Origin of the sequence: Pseudomonas sp. (genome assembly GCF_030690725.1) — a bacterium.
In the GTDB taxonomy this organism is placed as follows: domain Bacteria; phylum Pseudomonadota; class Gammaproteobacteria; order Pseudomonadales; family Pseudomonadaceae; genus Aquipseudomonas.
In genome coordinates, this window is sequence record NZ_JAUYGD010000013.1 from 22,028 (window position 1) to 45,392 (window position 23,365).

At 60.7% G+C, this 23,365-nt stretch carries 24 protein-coding genes; 5 read left to right on the forward strand and 19 right to left on the reverse strand.

Annotated features, from left to right (window positions below):
* Positions 1–164 precede the first annotated feature (164 nt).
* Positions 165–3,302: a ribonuclease E gene (rne, locus tag Q8O69_RS02940; protein ID WP_305589419.1), complete on the forward strand. Its 3,138-nt coding sequence runs from the start codon at positions 165–167 to the stop codon at positions 3,300–3,302.
* A 104-nt stretch (positions 3,303–3,406) separates the two neighbouring features.
* Here rne and murB read toward each other — a convergent pair whose 3' ends face one another.
* The 8 genes from murB to Q8O69_RS02980 form a co-directional block, all read right to left on the reverse strand.
* Positions 3,407–4,426 (reverse strand): UDP-N-acetylmuramate dehydrogenase, encoded by a 1,020-nt coding sequence (murB, locus tag Q8O69_RS02945; RefSeq protein ID WP_305589421.1) that lies wholly within the window; start codon positions 4,424–4,426, stop codon positions 3,407–3,409.
* Positions 4,423–4,887: a low molecular weight protein-tyrosine-phosphatase gene (locus tag Q8O69_RS02950; RefSeq protein ID WP_305589423.1), complete on the reverse strand. Its 465-nt coding sequence runs from the start codon at positions 4,885–4,887 to the stop codon at positions 4,423–4,425. Before Q8O69_RS02950 ends, murB begins: the two co-directional genes overlap by 4 nt.
* The gene (gene kdsB / locus Q8O69_RS02955) at positions 4,887–5,651 is read right to left on the reverse strand and encodes a 3-deoxy-manno-octulosonate cytidylyltransferase (protein WP_305589425.1); all 765 of its coding nucleotides are present in this window, start codon (positions 5,649–5,651) and stop codon (positions 4,887–4,889) included. The genes Q8O69_RS02950 and kdsB overlap by 1 nt, the downstream gene beginning before the upstream one ends.
* Positions 5,652–5,837, reverse strand: a complete 186-nt coding sequence (locus Q8O69_RS02960; protein ID WP_090387286.1) for a Trm112 family protein — start codon at positions 5,835–5,837, stop codon at positions 5,652–5,654.
* Between the two features lie 61 nt (positions 5,838–5,898).
* The gene (gene lpxK / locus Q8O69_RS02965) at positions 5,899–6,900 is read right to left on the reverse strand and encodes a tetraacyldisaccharide 4'-kinase (protein WP_305589428.1); all 1,002 of its coding nucleotides are present in this window, start codon (positions 6,898–6,900) and stop codon (positions 5,899–5,901) included.
* A 13-nt stretch (positions 6,901–6,913) separates the two neighbouring features.
* Positions 6,914–7,342: a biopolymer transporter ExbD gene (locus tag Q8O69_RS02970; protein ID WP_090248015.1), complete on the reverse strand. Its 429-nt coding sequence runs from the start codon at positions 7,340–7,342 to the stop codon at positions 6,914–6,916.
* Positions 7,339–7,971: a MotA/TolQ/ExbB proton channel family protein gene (locus tag Q8O69_RS02975; RefSeq protein WP_160015472.1), complete on the reverse strand. Its 633-nt coding sequence runs from the start codon at positions 7,969–7,971 to the stop codon at positions 7,339–7,341. Before Q8O69_RS02975 ends, Q8O69_RS02970 begins: the two co-directional genes overlap by 4 nt.
* Positions 7,972–8,043: 72 nt before the next feature.
* On the reverse strand, positions 8,044–10,266 hold the full coding sequence (locus Q8O69_RS02980; protein WP_305589432.1) for a DNA internalization-related competence protein ComEC/Rec2: 2,223 nt from the start codon (positions 10,264–10,266) through the stop codon (positions 8,044–8,046).
* Between the two features lie 134 nt (positions 10,267–10,400).
* Here Q8O69_RS02980 and Q8O69_RS02985 point away from each other — a divergent pair, with 134 nt between their 5' ends.
* Positions 10,401–10,934, forward strand: a complete 534-nt coding sequence (locus Q8O69_RS02985; protein ID WP_305589477.1) for a DUF2062 domain-containing protein — start codon at positions 10,401–10,403, stop codon at positions 10,932–10,934.
* A 51-nt stretch (positions 10,935–10,985) separates the two neighbouring features.
* On the opposite strand, the gene Q8O69_RS02990 is transcribed toward Q8O69_RS02985, so the two are convergent.
* From Q8O69_RS02990 to Q8O69_RS03000, 3 genes are read right to left on the reverse strand one after another with little or no spacing between them, the layout of a single operon-like run.
* Entirely contained in the window at positions 10,986–12,230 is a 1,245-nt protein-coding gene (locus Q8O69_RS02990; RefSeq protein ID WP_305589434.1) for a lipoprotein-releasing ABC transporter permease subunit, read from the reverse strand.
* Entirely contained in the window at positions 12,230–12,913 is a 684-nt protein-coding gene (gene lolD / locus Q8O69_RS02995) for a lipoprotein-releasing ABC transporter ATP-binding protein LolD (RefSeq protein WP_170049072.1), read from the reverse strand. Before lolD ends, Q8O69_RS02990 begins: the two co-directional genes overlap by 1 nt.
* A 37-nt stretch (positions 12,914–12,950) precedes the next feature.
* Positions 12,951–14,216 (reverse strand): lipoprotein-releasing ABC transporter permease subunit, encoded by a 1,266-nt coding sequence (locus Q8O69_RS03000; protein ID WP_305589436.1) that lies wholly within the window; start codon positions 14,214–14,216, stop codon positions 12,951–12,953.
* Positions 14,217–14,310: 94 nt separating this feature from the next.
* Here Q8O69_RS03000 and Q8O69_RS03005 point away from each other — a divergent pair, with 94 nt between their 5' ends.
* The 3 genes from Q8O69_RS03005 to Q8O69_RS03015 are packed head-to-tail and all read left to right on the forward strand — an operon-like array spanning position 14,311 to position 15,920.
* A complete protein-coding gene (locus Q8O69_RS03005) occupies positions 14,311–14,892 on the forward strand; it encodes a PilZ domain-containing protein (protein WP_305589438.1) in 582 nt (193 codons plus the stop codon).
* Between the two features lie 12 nt (positions 14,893–14,904).
* Complete coding sequence (locus Q8O69_RS03010; RefSeq protein WP_305589440.1) at positions 14,905–15,207, forward strand: phosphodiesterase; 303 nt, start codon at positions 14,905–14,907, stop codon at positions 15,205–15,207.
* Positions 15,204–15,920 (forward strand): glycerophosphodiester phosphodiesterase family protein, encoded by a 717-nt coding sequence (locus Q8O69_RS03015; RefSeq protein ID WP_275963141.1) that lies wholly within the window; start codon positions 15,204–15,206, stop codon positions 15,918–15,920. Before Q8O69_RS03010 ends, Q8O69_RS03015 begins: the two co-directional genes overlap by 4 nt.
* A 159-nt stretch (positions 15,921–16,079) precedes the next feature.
* On the opposite strand, the gene sthA is transcribed toward Q8O69_RS03015, so the two are convergent.
* The 8 genes from sthA to Q8O69_RS03055 form a co-directional block, all read right to left on the reverse strand.
* Positions 16,080–17,474, reverse strand: a complete 1,395-nt coding sequence (sthA, locus tag Q8O69_RS03020) for a Si-specific NAD(P)(+) transhydrogenase (RefSeq protein WP_305589442.1) — start codon at positions 17,472–17,474, stop codon at positions 16,080–16,082.
* 124 nt (positions 17,475–17,598) lie between these two features.
* Positions 17,599–17,826 (reverse strand): (Na+)-NQR maturation NqrM, encoded by a 228-nt coding sequence (nqrM, locus tag Q8O69_RS03025; RefSeq protein ID WP_305589444.1) that lies wholly within the window; start codon positions 17,824–17,826, stop codon positions 17,599–17,601.
* Positions 17,823–18,746 (reverse strand): FAD:protein FMN transferase, encoded by a 924-nt coding sequence (locus Q8O69_RS03030; protein ID WP_305589446.1) that lies wholly within the window; start codon positions 18,744–18,746, stop codon positions 17,823–17,825. Before Q8O69_RS03030 ends, nqrM begins: the two co-directional genes overlap by 4 nt.
* A gap of 104 nt (positions 18,747–18,850) precedes the next feature.
* A complete protein-coding gene (gene nqrF / locus Q8O69_RS03035) occupies positions 18,851–20,077 on the reverse strand; it encodes an NADH:ubiquinone reductase (Na(+)-transporting) subunit F (RefSeq protein WP_275963138.1) in 1,227 nt (408 codons plus the stop codon).
* 15 nt (positions 20,078–20,092) lie between these two features.
* Positions 20,093–20,701: an NADH:ubiquinone reductase (Na(+)-transporting) subunit E gene (gene nqrE, locus Q8O69_RS03040; RefSeq protein WP_090387314.1), complete on the reverse strand. Its 609-nt coding sequence runs from the start codon at positions 20,699–20,701 to the stop codon at positions 20,093–20,095.
* Positions 20,701–21,375: an NADH:ubiquinone reductase (Na(+)-transporting) subunit D gene (locus Q8O69_RS03045; RefSeq protein ID WP_275963137.1), complete on the reverse strand. Its 675-nt coding sequence runs from the start codon at positions 21,373–21,375 to the stop codon at positions 20,701–20,703. The genes nqrE and Q8O69_RS03045 overlap by 1 nt, the downstream gene beginning before the upstream one ends.
* Positions 21,372–22,160 (reverse strand): Na(+)-translocating NADH-quinone reductase subunit C, encoded by a 789-nt coding sequence (locus Q8O69_RS03050; protein WP_275963136.1) that lies wholly within the window; start codon positions 22,158–22,160, stop codon positions 21,372–21,374. The genes Q8O69_RS03045 and Q8O69_RS03050 overlap by 4 nt, the downstream gene beginning before the upstream one ends.
* Positions 22,153–23,364 carry an NADH:ubiquinone reductase (Na(+)-transporting) subunit B gene (locus Q8O69_RS03055; protein WP_275963135.1) on the reverse strand — a complete coding sequence of 404 codons (1,212 nt, stop codon included), beginning with the start codon at positions 23,362–23,364 and terminating at the stop codon, positions 22,153–22,155. Before Q8O69_RS03055 ends, Q8O69_RS03050 begins: the two co-directional genes overlap by 8 nt.
* Position 23,365 lies beyond the last annotated feature (1 nt).

The window sequence follows — 23,365 nt, forward strand, 5'->3', positions numbered from 1 at the left end:
TTATCACAGCGAGCAGGAGACGTCCGTCGCGGCCCAGCACAATTGGCTGACCGCCGCTAGACACTGGAACGCTTTACGACCGTTCCTGACGCACCTGACACCGACCCCTGAAGTCGTGTGTGCCGAACGCCGCTTCCGCCAGCACCGGAAACCGACGGTACTACATGAAAAGAATGCTGATTAACGCAACTCAGCCCGAAGAGTTGCGTGTTGCCCTGGTAGATGGGCAGAAACTCTACGACCTGGACATCGAGTCCGGCGCCCGTGAGCAGAAAAAATCCAACATCTACAAGGGTAAAATCACCCGCGTAGAACCTAGCCTCGAAGCTGCTTTCGTCGACTTCGGCTCTGAGCGCCACGGCTTTCTCCCGCTCAAAGAAATCTCCCGCGAATACTTCAGCAAGGCTCCAGAAGGCCGCGTCAATATCAAAGACGTGCTCAAGGAAGGCCAGGAAGTCATCGTTCAGGTCGAGAAAGAAGAGCGTGGCAACAAGGGCGCAGCCCTCACCACCTTTATCAGCCTCGCCGGTCGTTACCTGGTTCTGATGCCGAACAACCCGCGCGCCGGTGGCATCTCGCGTCGTATCGAAGGCGAAGAGCGTAATGAACTGCGTGAAGCGCTGAACGGCCTGGTCGCTCCAAGCGACATGGGCTTGATCGTGCGCACTGCAGGCCTGGGCCGCTCCAGCGAAGAAATGCAGTGGGACCTCGATTACCTGCTGCAACTCTGGACCGCTATCAAAGAAGCTTCGCTGGACCGCGCCGCGCCCTTCCTGATCTATCAGGAAAGCAACGTGATCATCCGCGCCATCCGCGACTACCTGCGCCAGGACATCGGCGAAGTACTGGTCGACAGCATTGAAGCGCAGCAGGAAGCCCTGAGTTTCATCAATCAGGTGATGCCGCAGTACGCCAGCAAGATCAAGCTGTACGAAGACAGCGTACCGTTGTTCAACCGCTTCCAGATCGAAAGCCAGATCGAAACCGCTTTCCAGCGCGAAGTGAAACTGCCATCCGGCGGCTCCATCGTCATCGACCCGACCGAAGCCCTGGTGTCCATCGACATCAACTCGGCGCGTGCGACCAAAGGCAGCGACATCGAAGAAACCGCCCTGCAGACCAACCTGGAAGCGGCTGAAGAAATCGCCCGCCAGCTGCGTCTGCGTGACATCGGCGGCCTGATCGTCATCGACTTTATCGACATGACCCCGGCGAAGAACCAACGCGCCGTGGAAGAAAAAGTCCGTGAAAGCCTGGAAGCCGACCGCGCCCGCGTACAAGTGGGTCGCATCTCACGCTTCGGCCTGTTGGAAATGTCGCGTCAGCGCCTGCGTCCATCCTTGGGTGAAAGCAGCGGTATCGTCTGCCCACGCTGCAATGGTCAAGGCATCATCCGCGACGTCGAATCGCTGTCGCTGGCCATTCTGCGCCTGATCGAAGAAGAAGCCCTGAAAGACCGCACTGCCGAAGTTCGCGCACAAGTGCCGATTCCAGTTGCTGCCTTCCTGCTCAACGAAAAACGCAACTCGATCACCAAGACCGAACTGCGTACCCGTGCGCGCATCGTCATCGTGCCGAACGATCACCTGGAAACCCCACACTTCGAAGTCACCCGCATCCGTGACGACAGCCCGGAAGCTCAGTCCACTCAATCCAGCTATGAAATGGCGACCATTGAAGTGGAAGAAGAGAAACAGGCCGCCGCAACGCGCACCCTGGTTCGCCAGGAAGCCGCAATCAAGACCGCGCCGCAGCGCACTGCACCAACCCCGGTTGAAGCAGTAGCCGCGCAGCCAGTTGCCGCCGCCGAGCCAAGCCTGTTCAAGGGCCTGGTCAAGTCGCTGGTCAGCCTGTTCGCCAGCAAGGAAGAAGAAAAGCCTGCTGTCGTCGAGAAGAAAACCAGCGAACGCCCACAGCGCAGCGATGAGCGCCGCAACGGTCGCCAGCAGAACCGCAGCCGCGGTGGTCGCAATAACGAAGAGCGCAAGCCGCGCGAAGACCGTGGTCCACGCGAAGAACGCGCACCGCGTGAAGAGCGTCAGCCACGTGCTGCCCGCGAAGAGCGTGCTCCACGTGAAGAACGCGCCCCGCGCGAAGAGCGTGCGCCCCGCGAGGACCGCGCACCGCGCGAAGAACGCAGCCCGCGTGACGTCGTAGAAGTTCGCGAGCCGCAGGAAGTGCGTCAGTCGCGCCCTCCTCGCGAAGAGCGTCAGCCACGCGACCGCAAGCCACGTGAAGAGCGCCAGCCGCGCGAACTGCGTGAGCCACTGGATGCCGCACCGGGTGATAGCGCAACGCTCAGCGAAGAAGCCCGTGCCGAACGTCCGCAACGCGAACCGCGCCAGCCGCGCGCACCGCGTGAAGAGCGCCAGCCACGTGCCGAACAGGCCGCAGTAGCCGCTGATGAAGAAGTACTGAACGCTGAAGAAGCACTGCAGGACGATGAGCAGGAAGGCAGCGAAGGTGGCGATCGCCCACGTCGCCGCTCCCGTGGTCAGCGTCGTCGCAGCAATCGTCGCGAGCGCCAGAACGATGCCAACGGCAATCCGATTGAAGGCAGTGAAGAAGGCGCAGAAGCACCAGCCGATGCCGACAACACAGTAGTTTCAGCAGCAGTAACAGCCGCCGTTACCACTGGCGCAGACGAAGCCGTCCAAGCAACCGCCGAAGCCGCACCGGTAGTTGTCGAGCAGGAGCAGCCACGCGAAGTCGCTGCAGCTGAAACGCCACAAGCCGTTGCTGAGACCGTAGTTGTAGAGGCTGTAAGCAGCCCGGTTGTCGAAGTCAGCGAAGCACCTGTATATGCCACCGAAGTCAGCGAAGCTGCACCAGCACCTGCTGTTGTAGAGGCGCCAGCCCCGGTTGCAGAGGTTGTTGAAGCGCCTGCTGCGGTTGCCGCTCCTGAGCCGGTTGCCGAAGCCGTAGTAGCTGAAGTTGTAGCAGCCGAAGCTGCCCCTGTGGTTGCCGCCAGCAGCACCGGCCGCGCACCTAACGATCCGCGCGAAGTGCGTCGTCGTCAGCGTGAAGCCGAGCGTCTGGCCCGCGAAGCCGCCGAAGCCCCAGCAGCCTCCGTACAGGTTGAAGCTGCTGCACCGGTAGCTGAAGAGCCAGCTGCAGAAGTGGTTGCCGAAGCCGTAGTTGAAACTGCAGCCGAAGCACCTGCGAGCATCGAAGCAGTCGAGCCCAAGGCCGAAGCCGCCGCGCAAGTAGAAGCAGAAGTAAACCAGGAGCCGCAAAGCTCACTGTTTACTGAAGTAGAAGCTGACGAGCAGGATAAAGAAGCGATCAAACCGCAGGTCTGATCCGCTAGGCAATAAAAAAGGGGATGCTGCGGCATCCCCTTTTGCGTTGTAGCTTTTATTACAGCGCGATCAACACGCTGTTAGCTAGCTTCCGCCAAAACGCTTTACAGCACGTTCGGCTCGATCTCCAAGTCCACCGCAAAACGCTGGGCGATATCCGCCTGGATACGCTGCGCCAGTGCCAACAACTGCGCACCGCTGGCGTCCCCGTAATTCACCAATACCAGCGCCTGCAGACGATGCACGCCCGCATCACCCTCACGAAAGCCCTTCCAGCCCGCCCGCTCGATCAACCAGCCAGCGGCAAGTTTTACCTGCCCGTCTGCCTGAGCATACGCCACCAGATCGGCATGTTCGGCGCGCAAACGCTGCGCCAGCTCACTCGATACCAATGGGTTCTTGAAGAAGCTGCCAGCATTGCCTAGCTCAGCCGGGTCAGGCAATTTTTCGCTGCGAATGGCGCAAATGGCCTGGCTGACATCCAGCGCCGTCGGAGCACTGATGCCCTGCTCCGCCAGACGCTGACGCACCGGGCCGTAATCCAGGTGCAGCGCAGCCACGCGACTCAAGGCAAAACGCACCCGCAGGATGGCCCAGCGCCCGCTTTCGCGTTTGAACACGCTATCGCGGTAGGCAAAGGCGCAGTCCTGCAGAGAAAACTCACGCAGCTCGCCACTCTGTCGATCCAAGGCGGTCAAACCGGCAAACAGATCCTTCAGCTCAACGCCGTACGCACCGATATTCTGCACCGGCGCCGCACCCACGGTGCCTGGGATCAGGCTAAGGTTTTCCAGACCGGCAAAGCCCTGGGCCAGCGTCCACTGCACAAATGGATGCCAGGGTTCGCCCGCCTCCGCCTCGATCACAACACGCTCGCCGTCATCGCTGAGCACACGAATACCGCGACTGGCCATACGCAGCACCAGCGCATCGACATCACGCGTCAGCAGCAGATTGCTGCCGCCACCGAGCAACAACAGCGGCAACTGCTGCGTTTGCGCATAACTCAGCGCTTCGCGCACCTGCTGATCGCTCTCGGCTTCGGCAAAATGACTGGCCTGAGCCTCGACGGCAAAGCTGTTATAGGGCTTCAGCGATACCTGAGAGCGCACCTGCAGGCTCATAAGCGCCCCTTGAGTTCGATCACCAGGGCATCACAAGCCTGCTCAATCAAATCCAGCACCTGGGCAAAGCCAGCCTCGCCACCGTAATAAGGGTCCGGCACTTCATCCAGCTCCAGCTGATAACGGCGCAGAAACAGGTCCAGCTCGGCCGCATCATTGCCTGGACGCAGCTGCTGCAGGTCGTGCAGGTTGCTGTTATCCATCGCCAGAATCAGGTCGAAGGCGTGAAAATCCGCGGCTTTGACCTGCCGGCCACGCAATGCAGACAGGTCATAGCCACGCTGCTGCGCGGCCTGACGCGTGCGGATGTCCGCCGCCTTTCCCACATGCCAGTCGCCAGTGCCCGCCGAATCGACCTCGACGCGCCCTTCCAGCCCCGCCTCACGCAGCTTGTGGCGCAACACGCCCTCGGCCGTGGGCGAGCGGCAGATATTGCCCAGACAGACGAACAGAACGCGCATCAGACCCCCAGCAGGCGACGAACCCGCTCCAGGTCTTCCGGCGTGTCGACGCCCGCAGGCGGCGCTTCCAGGGCATCGGCGACATGGATACGCACGCCATGCCAGAGCGCACGCAGCTGCTCCAGGCACTCGGTGTCTTCCAGCCAGCACGGGCCCCAGGCGACGAAGTCATGCAGAAACTGCGCACGGTAGGCGTAGATGCCGATGTGCCGGCGGTACGGCACGCCTGCTGGCAGCTCGTCACGGTTCTTGGCGAAGGCATCCCGCGCCCAGGCCAGCGGCGCGCGGCTGAAGGTCAGGGCCAGGCCTGTCTTGTCGCTGACCACCTTGACCACATTGGGGTTGAACAGCGCCTGCACATCCTCAATCGGCTCGGCCAAGGTGGCGATGGCCGCCTGCGGGTTGGCGGCCAGATTGGCGGCTACCTGATCAATGATCGCCGGCGGAATCAGCGGCTCGTCGCCCTGCACGTTGACCACGATGGCGTCGGTCGCCAAGCCCAGCGCCGTGGCCACTTCAGCCAGGCGGTCGGTGCCGGAGTTGTGGGAGGCGTCGGTCAGTACCACCTGCGCACCAAAGCTGCGGCAGGCCTCAACGATGCGTGCATCGTCGGTGGCCACCACCACCTGCTGGGCGCTGCTTTTGCACGCCTGTTCCCAGACATGCTGAATCATCGGTTTGCCGGCAATATCCTGCAGCGGCTTGCCCGGCAGGCGACTGGAAGCGAAACGCGCCGGAATCACAACGGTAAAGGCAGTGCTCATTTACTTGTCCAGACGCTCGTCGACGTTGAGGGTGCGGGCTTCGGTTTCCAGCATCACCGGGATGCCATCGCGAACCGGGAAAGCCAGCGCGTCGGCCTTGCAGATCAGCTCGCTCTTGTCAGCGGCGAGCTTCAGCGGGCCCTTGCACAGTGGGCAGGCGAGAATATCGAGTAGTTTCGGGTCCATGGGAGATCCTTGATAGGAAGCAGCTGCTGGGGCGGACGAGGCCGCCGAATGATCAGAACAGTCAGGCGCGCGGCACAAGACGCTGCAATTGCTGATCAAACCAGGCGACAAACGCGGCCGAAGGCTCGGCATCCACCGCCAGGTACCACCAATCGTCAGCCGCAAAGGCACGGCACTTGACCGCATCCTTTTCCGTCATCAGCACCGGCAGCTCCGGGCTGAAATTCAGCAGCTCGGCACTGTACGGCGCATGGTCGGCAAAGGCATGCGCGACAGGCCGCCAGTGTAGCCCTTCGAGGGTATTGAAGAAACGCTGCGGGTTGCCAATACCGGCGACCGCATGCAGGGCCTGACCGGCCGGGAAGTGACTGAGCGGATGCTGCTCGCCACTGCGCAGGTTGACCAAGGTGCGCGGCCGCAGGGTAAAGCCGTAACCCTCCTGCGGATCGCTGGACGCGCCGTTATACAGCAGCGCATCCACGCTCTGCAGACGCTCGACCGGCTCACGCAGCGGGCCGGCAGGCAGGCAATGGCGATTGCCCAAGCCGCGCGCGGCATCGATCAGCACCAGTTCGAGATCTCGGGCCAGACGGTAGTGCTGCAAGCCGTCATCACTGAGGATCAAGTCCAGCGGTTCGGCCGCCAGCAAGGCCGCTGCGGCGCGGCCGCGATCAGGATCAATCATCAGCGGCACGCCGCTGCGTTGCACAATCAGCAGCGGCTCATCACCTGCCACGCTGGCCGCCTGATCGGCCTGCACGCGCCAGGGCAGCTGCGGCGGCTGGGCGCCATAGCCACGGCTGACCACACCGACGCGCAGCCCTTGGCGGCGGCAATGTTCAATCAGCCAGAGAATCATGGGGGTTTTGCCGGTGCCGCCGACGGTGATATTGCCGACCACCACTACCGGCACAGGAGCACGGTAGATCTCGCCCTCACCCGCCAGAAAGCGCGCGCGCTTACGCACCACCACCACGCGATACAGCCACTCCAGCGGACGCAGCAGGCCCAGCGCCGGATGATCGGCGTACCAGGCAGCAGTAAGGCGTGCGGACAGGCTCATCAGTGGGCAACCCTCAAGGCGCGGCTTGCGCCTCGATGGTGGTCATGCGCAGATGGGCAAACCCCAGCTTGCCGGCCGCGTCCATGGCGGTAATCACCGCCTGATGCTGAGCCTTGGCATCGGCGCTGATGATCAGCGGCAGGCTGTTATCACCTTCCGATTCCTTCTGCAGCGCTGCCATCAGGCTTTCCAGATCGCTTTTCAGCAACTGTTTGGCATTCAGCGAGTAGCTGCCATCGGCGGCAATCAGGATTTCCAGCTGCTTCAGTTCGGTCTGCTCCGGCGGCGTGCCAGTAGCGGCCTCCGGCAGATCGACCTTGAGCTGGGTCTCACGGGTAAAGGTGGTGGTGACCACAAAGAACAGCAGCAGGATAAACACCACGTCGATCAACGAGGCCAGGTTGATCTCGACGTTCTCCCGCGGTTTGCGCCGGAATTTCACGCCTTGTCCTCGCCCATGTCGACGTCACGATCGCCCTGAACCACTTCCACCAGGCGAATCGCCTCCTGCTCCATGCCGACCACCAGCTCATCGACGCGGCGTTGCAGGTAACGGTGGAAGAACAGTGCCGGAATGGCCACCATCAGACCTGCCGCCGTGGTGATCAGCGCCTTGGAAATACCGCCAGCGAGCAAGGATGCATTGGCCATGCCCGAGCCCATAAAGGAGCTGAAGATTTCGATCATGCCCAGCACCGTACCGAGCAAACCCAGCAGCGGCGCGATACCGGCGATGGTGCCCAGGGCATTTAGGTAGCGTTCCAGGTCGTGAATCACCCGGGCCGCGGCTTCCTGAATGCACTCTTTCATGATCTCGCGACCATGCTTGGAGTTGGCCAGGCCAGCGGCGAGGATCTGCCCCAGCGGCGAGTTGGCGCGCAGCTCCTTGAGCTTCTGGTTATTGAGTTTTTTATCCTTGATCCACTTCCACACCTGACCGAGCAGGTTGGGTGGCGTAATGCGGCTCGGCCGCAGCGTCCACAGGCGTTCGGCAATAATGCCGGCCGCAGCGATAGAACACAGAATGATTGGCAGCATCATCCAGCCGCCAGCTTTAACCAGTTCCCACACGGTGGCAGATCCCCTTCACAAAAGTGGCGCCACTCTAGCATAGGGTCGCGGCCTCGCCGACCGCCGCCGTTCTCATTTTTCCCGCCAAAAACGTGCGTGGTCGCGCAAACTCTGCGCCTGTTCGAATGCGCCCAGGCGAATCCGCACCGCACCGTGCTGAGCCGTGTCATAGGGCTGCGCCGCCACCGCGCGATAACGTGCCATAACCTCGGCATGTGGATGACCAAAGCTGTTGTGCGCACCACGGGAGATCAACACAGCAGCCGGTTTAACCTGTGCCAGCAACGCCGCCGATGACGAGCTGCGGCTGCCGTGATGGGGCGCCAGTAACCATTGTGCGGGCATCGCCAGGGCGCTGTTGAGCAAGGCCCGCTCAGCCTGGCTATCGATATCACCGGTCAACCACAACCGTTCGCCATTGGCCGCAATACGCAACACGCAGGACGCTTGATTGCCAGTGGCTGCGTCGGCCCATTGCCAGGTACTGAAGTGCACGCCATCCCACTGCCAATCCTCACGGCTGCAGGCTTCGGCAGCAAGCGAACGCGCCAGCTTAGCGGGTTCGCCACTGAGTACGCGCCGGACCGGCAGGCCACGCGAAATCGCCACAGCGCCACCGGCGTGATCGTTATCGGCATGACTGATCAGCAGCAGATCAAGCCCACGCACATCCAGGGCGCGCAGCGATGGCAGTACCACCCGCTCACCGGTATCGAACTCGCCAAAGCGCGGCCCGGCGTCATACAGCAGATCATGCCCCTGGGTGCGCACCAGTACCGCCAGGCCCTGGCCGACATCCAGCATCCACACCTCGGCTCGTCCGTATTCAGGACGCTGCTGCGGGCTAAATAACAAGGGCAGTAGCAATAACGCGCCCAGGCTACGCATCGGCAAGGCGGCCGGTAATAGCAACACCAGCGCGCCAAGCGCCACCAGCAGCCAAGCCCAAAATGGCAAGGCGCTGGGCAACCAGGCTGGCAGCCATAAGGCCAATTGGATAAGCAGAGAGAACAGCAGGTCTAACACCCAGCCTGCCGCCCAAAGCAGCGCAGCCCCCACTCCAGGCAAGGGCAGCAATAGCGTACCGAGCAATGCCAGCGGCACCACCAATAACCCCACCACTGGCACAGCCACCAGATTAGCCAAGGGGCCACTGGCACTCACCGGCAAACCGAGGGCCAGCAATAACGGCAGCAAACCAATGGCCATAGCCCATTGCGCGCGCAACAAGGTGCCCCACCAGGGCCAAGCGCCGAGCCGACCACTGAAGATCAGGATCAGCAGCATCACCGCGCCAAAGGACAACCAGAAACCCGGCTGCACGCTGGCCAACGGCTCACCCAGCAACACCGCAAGCAGTGCCAGCAACACCGGCAGCCACACGCCCAGATGGCGAAAGCGCCAGCGCCAGAGCAGCACCAGGCCGACCATCACAGAGGCGCGCTGCACCGGCACATCAAAGCCGGCCAATAACCCATAAGCCAATGCCCCGATAAAGCCCAACACACAGGCGCAGGGCAACCAAGGCCAGCTGCGTGGCCAAAGGCCCAGGCGCGCCAAGCCGGCAACCAGGCCATATAACAGCGCCGCCAGCAGACCGATATGCTGGCCAGAAATAACCATCAGATGCACCGTGCCGGTGTTCTGCAGCACCTGCCAATCTGCCGTCGACAACCCCGAATCGTCACCCAACACCAGGGCCGCCAAGGCGCCTTCGCGGCCATGCGCGGGGGTTGCCAAGAGCTGCTGACGCAAGCGGTCGCGCCAGGCTCCAGCTCCACTGGCAGGGGCAATCAGTTCGCCACTTTTCACCGTACCCGTGGCGCCGATACGCTGCGCCAGCAGCCAGGCTTCGTAATCGAATGCTTGAGGATTGACCAGACCATGGGGGCGCTTGAGCCGTACTGCCAGGCGCCAGGTTTCACCGGCGCGCACGGCAGGCCCGCCATACCAGGCCAGACGCAAACGCGCGGGGAGTTTGCCGCGACGGGAAACCGCCTGCTCCAGCTGAAAGCGCACCACGCCCTCGCCCACCTCGGGCAGGCCGACCACCTGCCCTTGCAGCCACAAGGTCCGCGCATCCAATTGCCGCGCCAGGCGATCATCCAGCGCCCACTGCGCCGATACGCACGCCCAGGTGAAGCCAAATAGAAACAAGGCGATGGGATAACTGCGAAACGGCAACAGCATCAAACCGGCGACCGGCAAAACAGCCAGCAACCAGAACGGTGGCAAAACCGGAAGGAAGCGCAACACCAGCAGCCCGGCCACCAGTGCAAAAATCCCTGTGCGCATAGACTCGCTCCGTGAGTCGAATACTGCATTTAACCCATCGATCAGCTTTTGCTTATTTGCTGTCACAAAGTGTGAAAGCAGGCTGTCATCAAAGGGTGCATAATGTCGGCGCTTTTACCCGTCAGAGAGCCTTCATGCCGCGTCGTTTATTCAAGCGCTACATGCCCCACCCAGACCGCATCAAGGGCAATAAATCCCTGCGCTTTCTGGGCAGCCTGATCCACGATCCCAACCTCTGGCACCTCAACCGCCATTCTGTGTCACGCGCCATGGCCATTGGCCTGTTCTGGGCGATGATTCCCATGCCTCTGCAAATGTTAGCGGCAGCGGCCGTTGCCGTACCGGCGCGGGGCAATCTGCCCATCTCGGTCGGGCTGGTCTGGCTGACCAACCCCATCACCATGCCCGCCGTGTTTTACTGCAACTACAAGGTAGGGGCCTGGCTAATGGGCACCCCAGCGATGCACATGCCAGATAACATCAGCCTGGCCTGGGTTGGGCAAATGCTGCAAACCCACTGGCAGCCGCTTTATCTCGGCTCTCTGGCGTTAGCTATTCTGCTTGCGCTCGTGGGCTATTTCGGCACCAACGCTTACTGGCGCTGGTGGGTGCGGCACAACTGGCGCAAACGCCAGGAAAAACGCCGGCAGCGCGACGCGCAACACTGAAACAAAAAAGCCGTTACTGAGTAACGGCTTTTTTGTTTCTGCCAGCGTAGCTTATTCGTAACGCAGCGCATCGGCCGGCTGAATCTTCGCGGCCCGCCAGGACGGGTAGACGGTGGCCAGAAAGCTCAGACTGAACGCCGCGCCACAGATCAGCAGCACATCAGACAGCAGCAACTCCGACGGCAGGTTGCTGATGAAGTACACATCCGAACTCATCACCTGCTGGCCGCTCAAGCGCTCGATCCAGCCCACCAGCTGACTGACATTCAGCGCCGCGAGAATCCCCAGCACAGCACCGATCACCGTACCGATCACGCCGATCACAGTGCCTTGCACCATAAAGATGCCCATGATCTGCCCCGGCGTCGCGCCCAGGGTGCGCAGAATGGCGATATCCGCGCCCTTGTCTGCCACCACCATGATCAGCGTGGCAATGATATTGAAGGCCGCCACGGCGACGATCAGCAGCAGCAGCAGACCGATCATGGTCTTTTCCATTTTCATCGCACTGAACAGGCTGCCCTGAGTCAGGGTCCAGTCTGCGGAGCTGTAACCTGCACCCAGCTCTCCGACAATCTGCGCGGCCACTTGCGGCGCTTGATACAGATCTTGCAGTTTCAGCCGCACGCTTTGCACCTGGCCCGGCTGCATGCGCTGGATATGCGCCGCGTCGGCGACATGGATCAACGCCAGCGAGCTATCCAGCTCGGCGCCAACCTTGAAGATGCCAACCACGTTAAGGCGCTGCATGCGCGGGCTGATCCCGCCCGGCACGCTGCTCAGTTCCGGCACGATCAGCGCCAGCTTGTCGCCCACCCGCAGCTGGAAGCGCCGCGCGGTGATCTCGCCGAGCACCACACCAAACTCACCCTCGCGCAAATCGCTCAGGCGGCCTTGCTGCATATGCTTGTCGATGATCGACACCTGCGGCTCCAACGCCGGATCGACGCCGTGCAACTGCACCGGCTGCATTGCACCGCGCACCGAGAGCATGCCTTCGAGCTCGGCAAACGGCACTGCAGCAACCACCTGCGGATTGTTCTTCGCGGCAGCGGCGACCTGCTGCCAGTTATCCAGCGGTTGGCTGCCGGAAATGCTGGCATGCGGCACCATGCCAAGAATGCGCGTGCTCATTTCCTTCTGGAAACCGTTCATCACCGACAGCACCACGATCATGGCCAACACGCCCAAGGCCAGGCCGATCATCGAGGTCATCGAGATAAAGGAAATAAAGTGGTTGCGCCGCTTGGCTCCGGTATAGCGGATACCGATAAAGATACTCAGCGGACGAAACATCAGGCGGCCACCAGCTTGCCGTCTTCCAGACGCAGGATGCGATCCATCTGCTGGGCCAGCGCCATGTCGTGGGTCACCACCAGAAAGGCGGTCTGCGACGAGCTACTCAGCTCTTTCATCAGGTCCTGAATGCCTTGCGCGGTGTGGTGATCAAGGTTGCCGGTGGGCTCATCGAGCAGTACCAGGCCAGGCTGATTGACCAGGGCGCGAGCGATGGCCACGCGCTGACGCTCACCGCCGGACAGCTCCGAGGGTTTGTGCGCCAGGCGATGGCCGAGGCCAACACGTTCCAGCAGCGCCGTGGCGCGTTGACGCGCTTCACTGATCGGCGTGCGGCCAATCAGCAGCGGCATGCAGACGTTCTCCAGCGCGGTGAACTCCGGCAGCAGGTGGTGAAACTGGTAAACGAAACCCAGTGCACGGTTACGCAGCAGACCGCGCTGCTTTTCATTCAGCGCCGACAATTCCTCGCCAGCCAGCCAGACGCTGCCGGTGCTCGGCGTATCCAGGCCGCCGAGCATATTCAGCAAGGTACTCTTGCCCGAGCCGGAGCTGCCAACAATCGCCACGCGCTCGCCGGGGTGCAGCTCCAGCTGCAGGTCCTGCAGCACCACCACCGATTGCGGGCCCTCGTCGTAGCTTTTACCGAGGTTGCGACAACTCAACACTGCACGATCTTGCATAACCGAATCACTCATAACCTGATCATTCATAACCTGATCACTCATAACGTAGCGCCTCCGCGGGCTGGGTACGCGCCGCGCGCCAGGCCGGGTACAGGGTGGCGAAGAAACTTAGAATCAACGCCGCGCCGCAGACCAGCAGCACGTCCGCCAGCATCAACTGCGATGGCAGGTAGTCGATGAAATACACATCGGCATTGAGGAATTTGATCCCCAACAGCCCTTCCAGCGCGGCAATCGCACTGCTGATATTCAATGCGGCCAGACAGCCCAGCACCGCGCCAATCGCCGTACCGAACACACCGATCACCGTGCCTTGGACCATAAAGATCGCCATGATCTGCCGCGGCGTCGCGCCCAAGGTGCGCAGAATGGCGATATCGCCCTTCTTGTCGGTGACCACCATGACCAGGGTGGAGATGATGTTGAACGCAGCCACTGCGACGATCAGCAACAGCAGCAGGCCAATCATCGCCTTCTCCATGCGGATCGCCTGGTACAGGTTGCCGTGGGTACGGGTCCAGTCGCGGGCGTAGTAATCGCCCTCGCCCAAAGTCTGCGCCAGCGCCCAGGCAGTGCGTGGGGCTTCGAACAGGTCGGCGAATTTCAGGCGAATGCCCTGCACCTGATCGGCCTGCCAACGCTGCAAGCGCGCCAGATCCTGTACATGGGTCAGGGCTAGGTGACCGTCGATCTCACCGGCACCAACGTGGAAGATGCCCACTACGGTAAAGCGCTTGAGCCGTGGAAACATGCCGGCTGGAGTAACCGTCACTTCCGGGGCAACAAAGGTGACCTTGTCACCCAGGTCGACGCCGAGTTTGGCTGCGGCCTTGGCGCCCAGCACCATGCCGAACTCGCCGGGCTTAAGGGCATCCAGCGAACCCTTGCCACCATCTTCAGGCTTGAAGAAATTGCCGATGATCGAGACCTTGGCTTCTTCCAGCGGGTCGACCGCATTGATCAGCACTTTCTGCACCTTGCCGTCGTTGGTCAGCAGGCCCTGCATCTGGCTAAAGGGCGCAACCGCAAGCACCTGCGGGTTGCTCTGCGCCTTGTCCGCAAGGCTGCGCCAATCCTTGATCGGCGTGGCGCTCTCGACCGTGGCATGCGGCACCATGCCGAGCACGCGGGTGCGCATTTCATGGTCGAAGCCATTCATCACCGACAGCACCAGAATCATCACCAGCACACCAAGTGCCAGCCCGATCATCGAAGTCAGGGAAATAAAGGATACGAAGTGGTTGCGACGCTTGGCCCGCGTGTAGCGCGTGCCGATAAATACGAACAGAGGTCTGAACATGTCGGGGCTGATTCGAGGGAAAAAGAAACGTCCTTGTGGCGGGGCTTGGCGAGCAGCCTTACACTCTGACCACTACTGCTGCCATGGGTTCGCCATGCCGACTCAAGATGAAGATGATCGCCGCGAATACTATCGTATCGACGATACGATCGCACTGGAATTCACCCTACTCTCGGGCGCAGAAGCCCTGGCCAGTGACGAGCTTCACGACAGCTCCCCGCTGTTCAACCTGCTCAGCGATCTGCACCTGATGGACTTCGAGTCGCAGCATCTGCTGCGGCACATCACCGAACGTGATCGCACCCTGGCCAATTACCTCAAGGTCATGAACAAGCGCATCGACCTGCTCGGTCAGGCCGTGGCGCAGAGCCTGTTGCGCGAAATCGGTACGCCGCGCAAGGTCAGCCTGTCCGAGGGCGGCGTCAGCTTCAATAACCCTCAACCCGTGGCAGCCGGCGCGCACCTGGCGGTAAAGATGGTGCTGATGCCACAGGCTTTGGGATTGCTGCTACGAGCCAAGGTGGTGCATTGCCAACCACTGCCCTCGCAGCAATTTGAGATTGGCGCGGAATTCGAAGCTGTGAGCGATGCCCAACGCCAATTGCTTGCCCGGCATATCCTGCAACGCCAGGCCCTGGAACGTCGCCAGGCCCGCGAGCAACCCCTGCAATCCTGATAGCGAGCCACCATGCCCCGCCTGTTTCTGCTTCTCGCCCTGCTCCTGCCTCTCGGTGCTGTCGCCGATACCCTGCAAATCCCTATCGGCCAGCAAGGTGGCGGCGAATTGCGCCTGCCGCAATTCGGCGAATCCCAGCGCGCGGTACTGGAGCGTTTCGGCCTGGCCGATGAAGAGCACCCCAGCGTTGGCAACCCACCGATCACCCGCTGGGATTACCGAGAATTTAGCGTCTATTTCGAGCATAAACACGTGATCAACAGCGTGCGCCATCACCAGCCCGGCGCCGCCCAGCCCGACAAGGAGCAACAGTGACAGTCATCTATGGACACCGCGGCGCCAAAGGCGAGGTGCCGGAAAACACCCTGGCCAGCTTCCAGCAATGCCTCAAACACGGCGTGCGCCGCTGCGAGCTGGACCTGCACCTGTCGCGCGATGGCGAGCTGATGGTGATTCACGACCCAACGCTCAAGCGCACCACCGGCCATCGTGGCAAGGTCGTCGAGCATGACGCCGCCGAACTGGTGACCTATGACGCCCGTAAAGGTGGCCCTGGCGCCGTCACGCCCTGCCCGATCCCACGGCTGGAAGAGCTGTTCCAGCACTGCGATTTCGAGCACTGGCAGCTGGAAGTCAAAAGCGCCTCGAAGGTTCGCTCGGCGCGGATGGTCAAGGCGATTGCCGAACTGGCTGAACGCTACCAGCTGACAGACAAGGTCACCGTAACCTCCAGCTCACGCGAGGTGCTCGGCGCCCTGCAGCGCCTGACGCCGCACCTGCAGCGCGGCCTGGTCGCCGAATATGCCTGGCTTGATCCGCTGAAAGTCGCCAAGCATTACGGCTGCCACCTGCTCGCCCTGAACTGGACGCTGTGCACCCCGGAGCGCCTGCTCAAAGCGCAGAAAGCCGGCCTGCATGTCTCGGTGTGGACGGTCAACGAACCGGCGCTGATGCGCCGCCTGGCAGACTTCGGTGTGGACAGCATCATCACCGACTTCCCCGGCCTCGCCGTGGCGACTCTGGAATAACCATCGTGGATAGCTCCAGCTACAGAAACGAAAAAACCGGCCACAAGGGCCGGTTTTTCGTTAAGCCTGATCAGAAACTTTCGCGATTAGGCCAACGCCAGTCGCAGGAGTCGCTGAACGGGTTCTCCCCGGCCGGCTCAGGCCACCGGCCGGAGCCGCTCAAAAAAGCCGGTTGAGGCCGTCGAACGCCGCCACCCGGTAGGCTTCCGCCATGGTCGGGTAGTTGAAGGTGGTGTTGACGAAATACTTGATGCTGTTGGCCTCGCCCTTCTGGTTCATGATCGCCTGGCCGATATGCACGATCTCCGAGGCCTGGTAGCCGAAGCAGTGCACGCCAAGCACTTCCAGGGTTTCGCGGTGGAACAGCAGCTTGAGCATGCCCACTGGCTCGTGGGAAATCTGCGCACGGGCCATGCCTTTGAAGAACGCCTTGCCGACTTCATAAGGGATCTTGGCCTGGGTCAGCTCGCGCTCGTTCTTACCGATCGAGCTGATTTCCGGAATGGTGTAGATGCCAGTCGGCACGTCATCGACGAAGCGCCAGCTGCCATTGTCAACGATGCTACCGGCAGCCGAACGGCCCTGGTCGGCGGCGGCACTGGCCAGGCTCGGCCAGCCAATCACATCGCCCGCCGCGTAGATGTTCGACACCTCGGTGCGGTAGCTCTGGTCAACCTCGATCTGCCCACGGCTGTTGACCTTGATGCCGATGTTTTCCAGGCCCAGCTGATCGGTATTACCGGTACGGCCGTTGCACCAGAGGAAGGCGTCCGCCTTGATCTTCTTGCCGGACTTAAGGTGCAGGATCACCCCGTTCTCCACCCCTTCAACACTTTCGTACTCTTCGTTATGACGAATCAGCACGTTGTTGTTGCGCAGGTGATAGCTCAAGGCATCGGAAATTTCCGCATCGAGGAAGCTCAGCAACTGGTCACGGTTGTCGATCAGGTCGACCAGCACGCCCAGGCCGCTGAAGATCGAGGCGTACTCGGAACCGATTACCCCGGCTCCGTAAATGATGATACGGCGCGGGGTATGACCGAGGCTGAGGATGGTATCGCTGTCGTAGATGCGCGGGTGGTGGAAGTCCACGTCCACCGGACGATAAGGCCGCGAACCGGTAGCAATGACGATCTGCTTGGCCACCAGTTTTTCCACCACGCCATTGGCGCAAACCACTTCGACGGTGTGCTCATCGGCAAAACTGCCGGTGCCGAAAAATACATCGATGCGGTTACGCGCGTAGTAGCCGGTGCGCGAACTCACCTGCTTGGCGATTACACGCTCGGCGCTTTTCAGCACATCGGGAAAGGAGAACCAGCGCGGCTCGCCGATCTGGCGGAACATCGGATTGGTGTTGAACTGCATGATCTGCCGCACCGAATGGCGCAGCGCCTTAGACGGAATAGTGCCCAGGTGGGTGCAGTTGCCGCCGACTTCACGGCGGCTGTCGACCACTGCCACCTTGCGCCCGGCCTTGGCCGCGTTCATTGCCGCGCCTTCACCCGCAGGGCCGGAACCCAGCACCACTACGTCGTAGTTGTAGACCGCCATGTTTACTCCTTCAGATCACACCGGAGCACTTGTACCGTGCTCTCGGCAGGGCCAGCACTGCATACGCAGCCTGACAATCAATACGTTCACTGCAAGCCTAGCCTTTTAGCTGGTCGCAGGACGATTAGCGTTTGGTCGCGTCGTAGGCCAGGGCTGCGGTCTTGCCTTGCGGGTCGCTGTTGATTTCCTCGCACTTCTCGCGGCTGCCACCACAGATCGAGCATTCCTTCTCGATACCCAGGTTGGCGATACCGCCGCACGAACCGGCAATGGGTTTGCGCCCCATCATCACGCCTACCGCCATCATGCCCACTACCAGCAGCATGGTCAGAAACACCACTAAAAACGTCATTGCTCGTCTCCTGCAGCGAATAGCTGCTCGAAAGCCTGAGTTGTCTGTGTGACGAAGGCGTCACCTTCACGGGTCACGAAAAACGCCGCAATACCCATACGCTCAGCAAATGCCAGGCCACGCTCAGTGCCCATCACCATTAGCACTGTAGACAAGCCATCGGCGCGTAAGGTCGATTTATCCACCACGGTTACCGCTGCCAGCGTGTGGGTGATCGGTGCGCCGGTCAACGGATCGAGGGTATGCGAGTAACGCTGCCCATCCTCCTCGAAGTAGTTGCGGTAATCACCCGAGGTGGAAATGCCGTAACCATCCACCGCCAGCACGCGCTGGGCGACACGCTGGCCGTCCTGCGGCGCCTCCAGGCCGATACGCCAAGGCTGACCGTCAGGCTTTTTGCCTGCGGCCTTGAGTTCACCGGTGGCCTCGACCATATAACTGGTCACACCTAGCTCAGTGAAGCGCTGCACGATCTTGTCCACCGCATAGCCGGCGGCAATGCTGTTGAAGTCGACCTGCACATCAACATCCTTGCACAGCTGCTCACCTTCACTGCGCAGGTGTTGCATGCCCACTTGCGCACGCGCGGCGGCCAGTTGCTCAGCGGTCGGCACCTTTTCGGCGCGCGCCTTGGGACCGAAGCCCCAGAGATTGAGCAGCGGCTCTAGGGTCAGGTCGAACGCGCCGGCACTTTGCTCATGCAACACGCGTCCTGCCTCGACCAATTCCAGCACCCCGGCAGGCATCGCCTGACAGGTACCCGCTGGAGCCTGGTTGAATTGTTCGATAGTGGAATCATCGCGATAGGTCGACATCTGTTGGTCAACCTCAGCCAGGATGGCATCGGTCTCGCGCTTGAGTAACTCAAGGCTCGGCGAATCCTTGCTGCGCACATATTTGACGGTGTAGGTGCTGCCCATGGTCGGGCCGCCAAATTCTTCTACCCGCTCTGAAAACCAACAGCCCGTTAGGGCTGTCAGCAAGCTGACAGCGATAACGGGCCGCAGTAGCACATGGCTCATGCTTAACCGCCGAAGTCGTCGAGCAGGATGTTCTCCTCCTCCACACCCAGGTCGATCAGCATCTTGATCACGGCAGCGTTCATCATGGGCGGGCCGCACATGTAGAACTCACACTCTTCCGGAGCCGGATGGTCCTTGAGGTAGTTCTCGTACAGCACGTTGTGGATAAAGCCCTTGAGACCGGTCCAGTTGTCTTCCGGCAACGGATCGGACAAGGCCAGGTGCCACTTGAAGTTGGGGTTCTCGGCCTGCAGCTGATCGTATTCTTCAACGTAGAAGGCTTCACGCATGGAGCGCGCGCCGTACCAGAAGCTGATCTTGCGGGTCGACTTCAAGCGCTTGAGCTGGTCGAAGATGTGCGAACGCATCGGCGCCATACCAGCGCCACCACCGATAAATACCATCTCGGCGTCGGTTTCCTTGGCGAAGAACTCACCAAACGGACCGTACACATCGATCTTGTCGCCCGGTTTGAGGCTGAACACGTAGGAACTCATCTTGCCCGGTGGCAAATCGTCCTTGCCCGGTGGCGGCGAAGCAATACGGATATTGAACTTCACCAGACCCACTTCTTCCGGGTAGTTGGCCATGGAGTAGGCACGGATCACGGTCTCTTCGACCTTGGACACGTACTTCCACTGGTTAAACTTGTCCCAGTCGCCGCGGTACTCTTCCTGAATATCGAAGTCCTTGTAATGCACTTCGTGCGGCGGGCACTCCAGCTGCACATAGCCACCGGCGCGGAAGTCGACGCTTTCGCCTTCCGGCAGTTTCAGCGTCAGCTCCTTGATGAAGGTGGCCACGTTGGGGTTGGACTCAACGGTGCATTCCCACTTCTTCACGCCGAAGACTTCTTCCGGCACTTCGATCTTCATGTCCTGCTTGACCGGAGTCTGGCAGGACAGGCGCCAGCCAGCCTTGGCTTCGCGACGGGTGAAGGCAGCTTCTTCGGTCGGCAGCATTTCACCACCGCCATGCTCGACCACGCACTTGCACTGGGCGCAGGTACCGCCGCCGCCGCAGGCCGAAGAAAGGAAGATATTGTTGGCCGCCAGGGTCTGCAGCAACTTGCCGCCAGCTGGTACCACAATGGTTTTTTCGCCGTTGATCTCGATGCTTACGTCACCGCTGGAAACCAGCTTGGCGCGCGCCGCGATAATGATCAGCACCAACGCCAGCACAATGCCGGTGAACATGCCGATGGCGATGAAAATCTCGAAATTGATCATCTATTCATCCCTTCCTTACAACTGCACGCCGGAGAAGGACATGAAGCCCAGAGACATCAGACCGATGGTGATAAAGGTGATGCCCAGTCCCTGCAGACCTTCAGGTACATCGCTGTACTTGAGCTTCTCGCGAATCCCCGCCAGAGCGGCAATCGCCAGGGCCCAGGAAACACCGGCGCCGACACCGTACACGGTGCTTTCCGCCAGGTTGTAGTCACGCTCGACCATAAACAGCGAGCCACCCATGATGGCGCAGTTCACGGTGATCAACGGCAGGAACACGCCGAGGGCGTTGTACAGCGAGGGCACGTACTTATCCAGGGTCATCTCGAGGATCTGTACGATCGCCGCGATCACGCCGATAAAGGTCAGCAGGCCGAGGAAGCTCAGATCGACTTGCGGGTAACCGGCCCAGGCCAGTGCACCGTCCTTGAGCAAGTTGGTGTAGATCAGGTTGTTCACCGGCATGGTGATACCCAGTACCACCACTACGGCGATACCGAGACCAATGGCGGTTTCGACCTTTTTCGAGATGGCAATAAAGGTGCACATGCCGAGGAAGAACGCCAGGGCCATGTTCTCAACGAACACCGCACGGACGAACAGGCTGATGTAGTGCTCCATTAGTAGGCCTCCTTATTGGATACCTGAGGCGCCATCTTGAAGCTCGGCTTCTCGATCTGGTCTTTTTTCCAGACGCGAATACCCCAGATAAACAGCCCGATCAGGAAGAACGCCGAAGGCGGCAGCAGCAGCATGCCGTTAGGCTGGTACCAGCCACCGTCGTTGATCACCGGAATGATCTCGTAGCCCATCAGTTTGCCCGCGCCAAACAGCTCGCGAATGATGCCCAGGACGATCAGAAAGGCGCTATAGCCCAGCCCGTTACCAATACCGTCGAAGAACGACAGCACTGGCGGGTTCTGCATGGCAAAGGCTTCGGCGCGGCCCATCACGATGCAGTTGGTGATGATCAGTCCGACAAATACCGAGAGCTGCTTGGACAGGCTAAAGGCAAAGGCCTTGAGCACCTGATCAACCACGATTACCAGGGAAGCAATGATCACCATCTGCACGATCATGCGGATCGAGCCCGGGATCTGGCTGCGAATCATCGAGATAAACAGGTTGGAGAACCCGGTTACCAGGGTCAGCGCGGCAGACATCACCAGCGCGGTTTTCAGGTTCGAGGTCACCGCCAGGGCGGAACAGATCCCTAGAATCTGCAAGCCAATCGGGTTGTTGTTGAAAATCGGGTTAAGCAGGACTTCTTTAATAGTCGGCTGCGACATGATCAAGCCTCCCCTGCGCGCAGGTTCGCGATAAACGGACCGAAGCCATTCTGGCCAAGCCAGAACTTCAGCAGGTTGTCCACACCAACGCTGGTCAGCGTAGCGCCTGCCAGGCCATCAACCTGATGCACGGCCTTAGGGCTCTGTGCATCGACACCACCCTTGACGATTTGCACGGCCAGCTTGCCGTCCTCATCGAACAGGGTTTTGCCTGGCCATTGGCCTTTCCACTTCGGATTGTCGACTTCGCCACCCAGACCCGGCGTTTCGCCGTGCTGGTAGAAGCCCATGCCAACCACAGTATTCAGGTCGCCCTTGACTGCGATAAAGCCGTGCAGAGTCGACCACAGACCGTAACCGCGCACCGGCAGAATCAGGGTTTCAACCTGACCATCCTTCTCCACCACATACACGGTGCTGAAGCGTTCCTGACGCTTGATCCCGGCGATGTCATCGCTGCCCTTGAGCACCGAGGACAGTTTCGGGTCCTTGGAGGCTTTAAGCGGGTCAAAGGTGACTGGGTCCTGGGCATCGGAAAACTTGCCGGTTTCCAGGTCCACCAGCTTGGCGCTGATGGTGCCTTTGAACATGTCCTTAACCTGGGCGCTGGACATGCTGGCATCGCCCAGACCGGCGATCGCCAGAATGCTGCGCTGCTTGTCCAGCAGACGGTTGTCCACCTGGGTCGGCTTCAGCGCCACGGCTGCACCGGCAACAAACACCGAGCACACCAGGCACACCAACAGGGCCACCACCAGCGTACGGACGGTGGATTCTTTTTGACTAGACATTGCGCGCCAGCCTCCGCTTGATATTGGCTTGAACGACGAAGTGGTCGATCAGCGGTGCGAACAGGTTGGCGAACAGAATCGCCAGCATCATGCCTTCCGGGAAGGCCGGGTTGACCACACGGATCAACACCACCATCACACCGATCAGGGCACCGAAAATCCACTTACCGGTATTGGTCATGGACGCCGACACCGGGTCGGTGGCCATAAAGAACATACCGAACGCAAAACCGCCCACCACCAGGTGCCAGTACCAAGGCATGGCAAACATCGGGTTGGTGGTCGAACCAAGTGCATTGAACAGCAGGCTCAGGCCAACCATGCCCAGCATCACACCGGCGACGATGCGCCAGGCGGCAATCTTGGTGATCAGCAACACCAGGCCGCCGATGGCGATGGCCAGGGTGCTGGTTTCACCAAGCGAGCCGTGAATGGTGCCGACAAAGGCGTCCATCCAGGTAATGCCGTTGTTGATCACGTTGTCGATGCCGCCGGAAGCCGCCAGGCTCAGCGAAGTGGCACCGGCAAAGCCGTCCACCGCAGTCCATACCGCATCACCGGACATCTGCGCCGGGTAGGCAAAGAACAGGAAGGCACGGCCGGTCAGCGCCGGGTTGAGGAAGTTCTTGCCAGTACCGCCAAACACTTCCTTGCCGATGACCACGCCGAAGCTGATACCCAGCGCGACCTGCCACAGCGGAATGCTCGGCGGCAGAATCAGGGCAAAGAGTACCGAGGTGACGAAGAAACCTTCGTTGACTTCATGCTTGCGGATCGAAGCGAACAGCACTTCCCAGAAGCCACCGACGATAAACGCCGTTGCATACACCGGCAGGAAGTAAGCCGCGCCCTGGATAAAGTTATCCCACAGGCTGTTCGGGTCAAACCCGGCCAGTGAGCCGATCAGCGCAAAGCGCCAGCCTTCCTGGGCGGCCAGCAGCTCAGGGCTGTTAGCGAAGATCAGGTTGGCCTGATAACCGGTGTTCCACATGCCGAAAAACATCATCGGGAAGGTACACAACCACACGGTGATCATCATGCGCTTGAGGTCGATGCCGTCACGCACGTGGGCGGTGGTCTTGGTTACGCTGCCAGGGCGATAGAAGAAGGTGTCGACAGCCTCATAGAGGGCGTACCACTTCTCGTACTTGCCGCCTTTTTCGAAGTTGTGCTCGACTTTATCGAGGAATGCACGAATACCCATG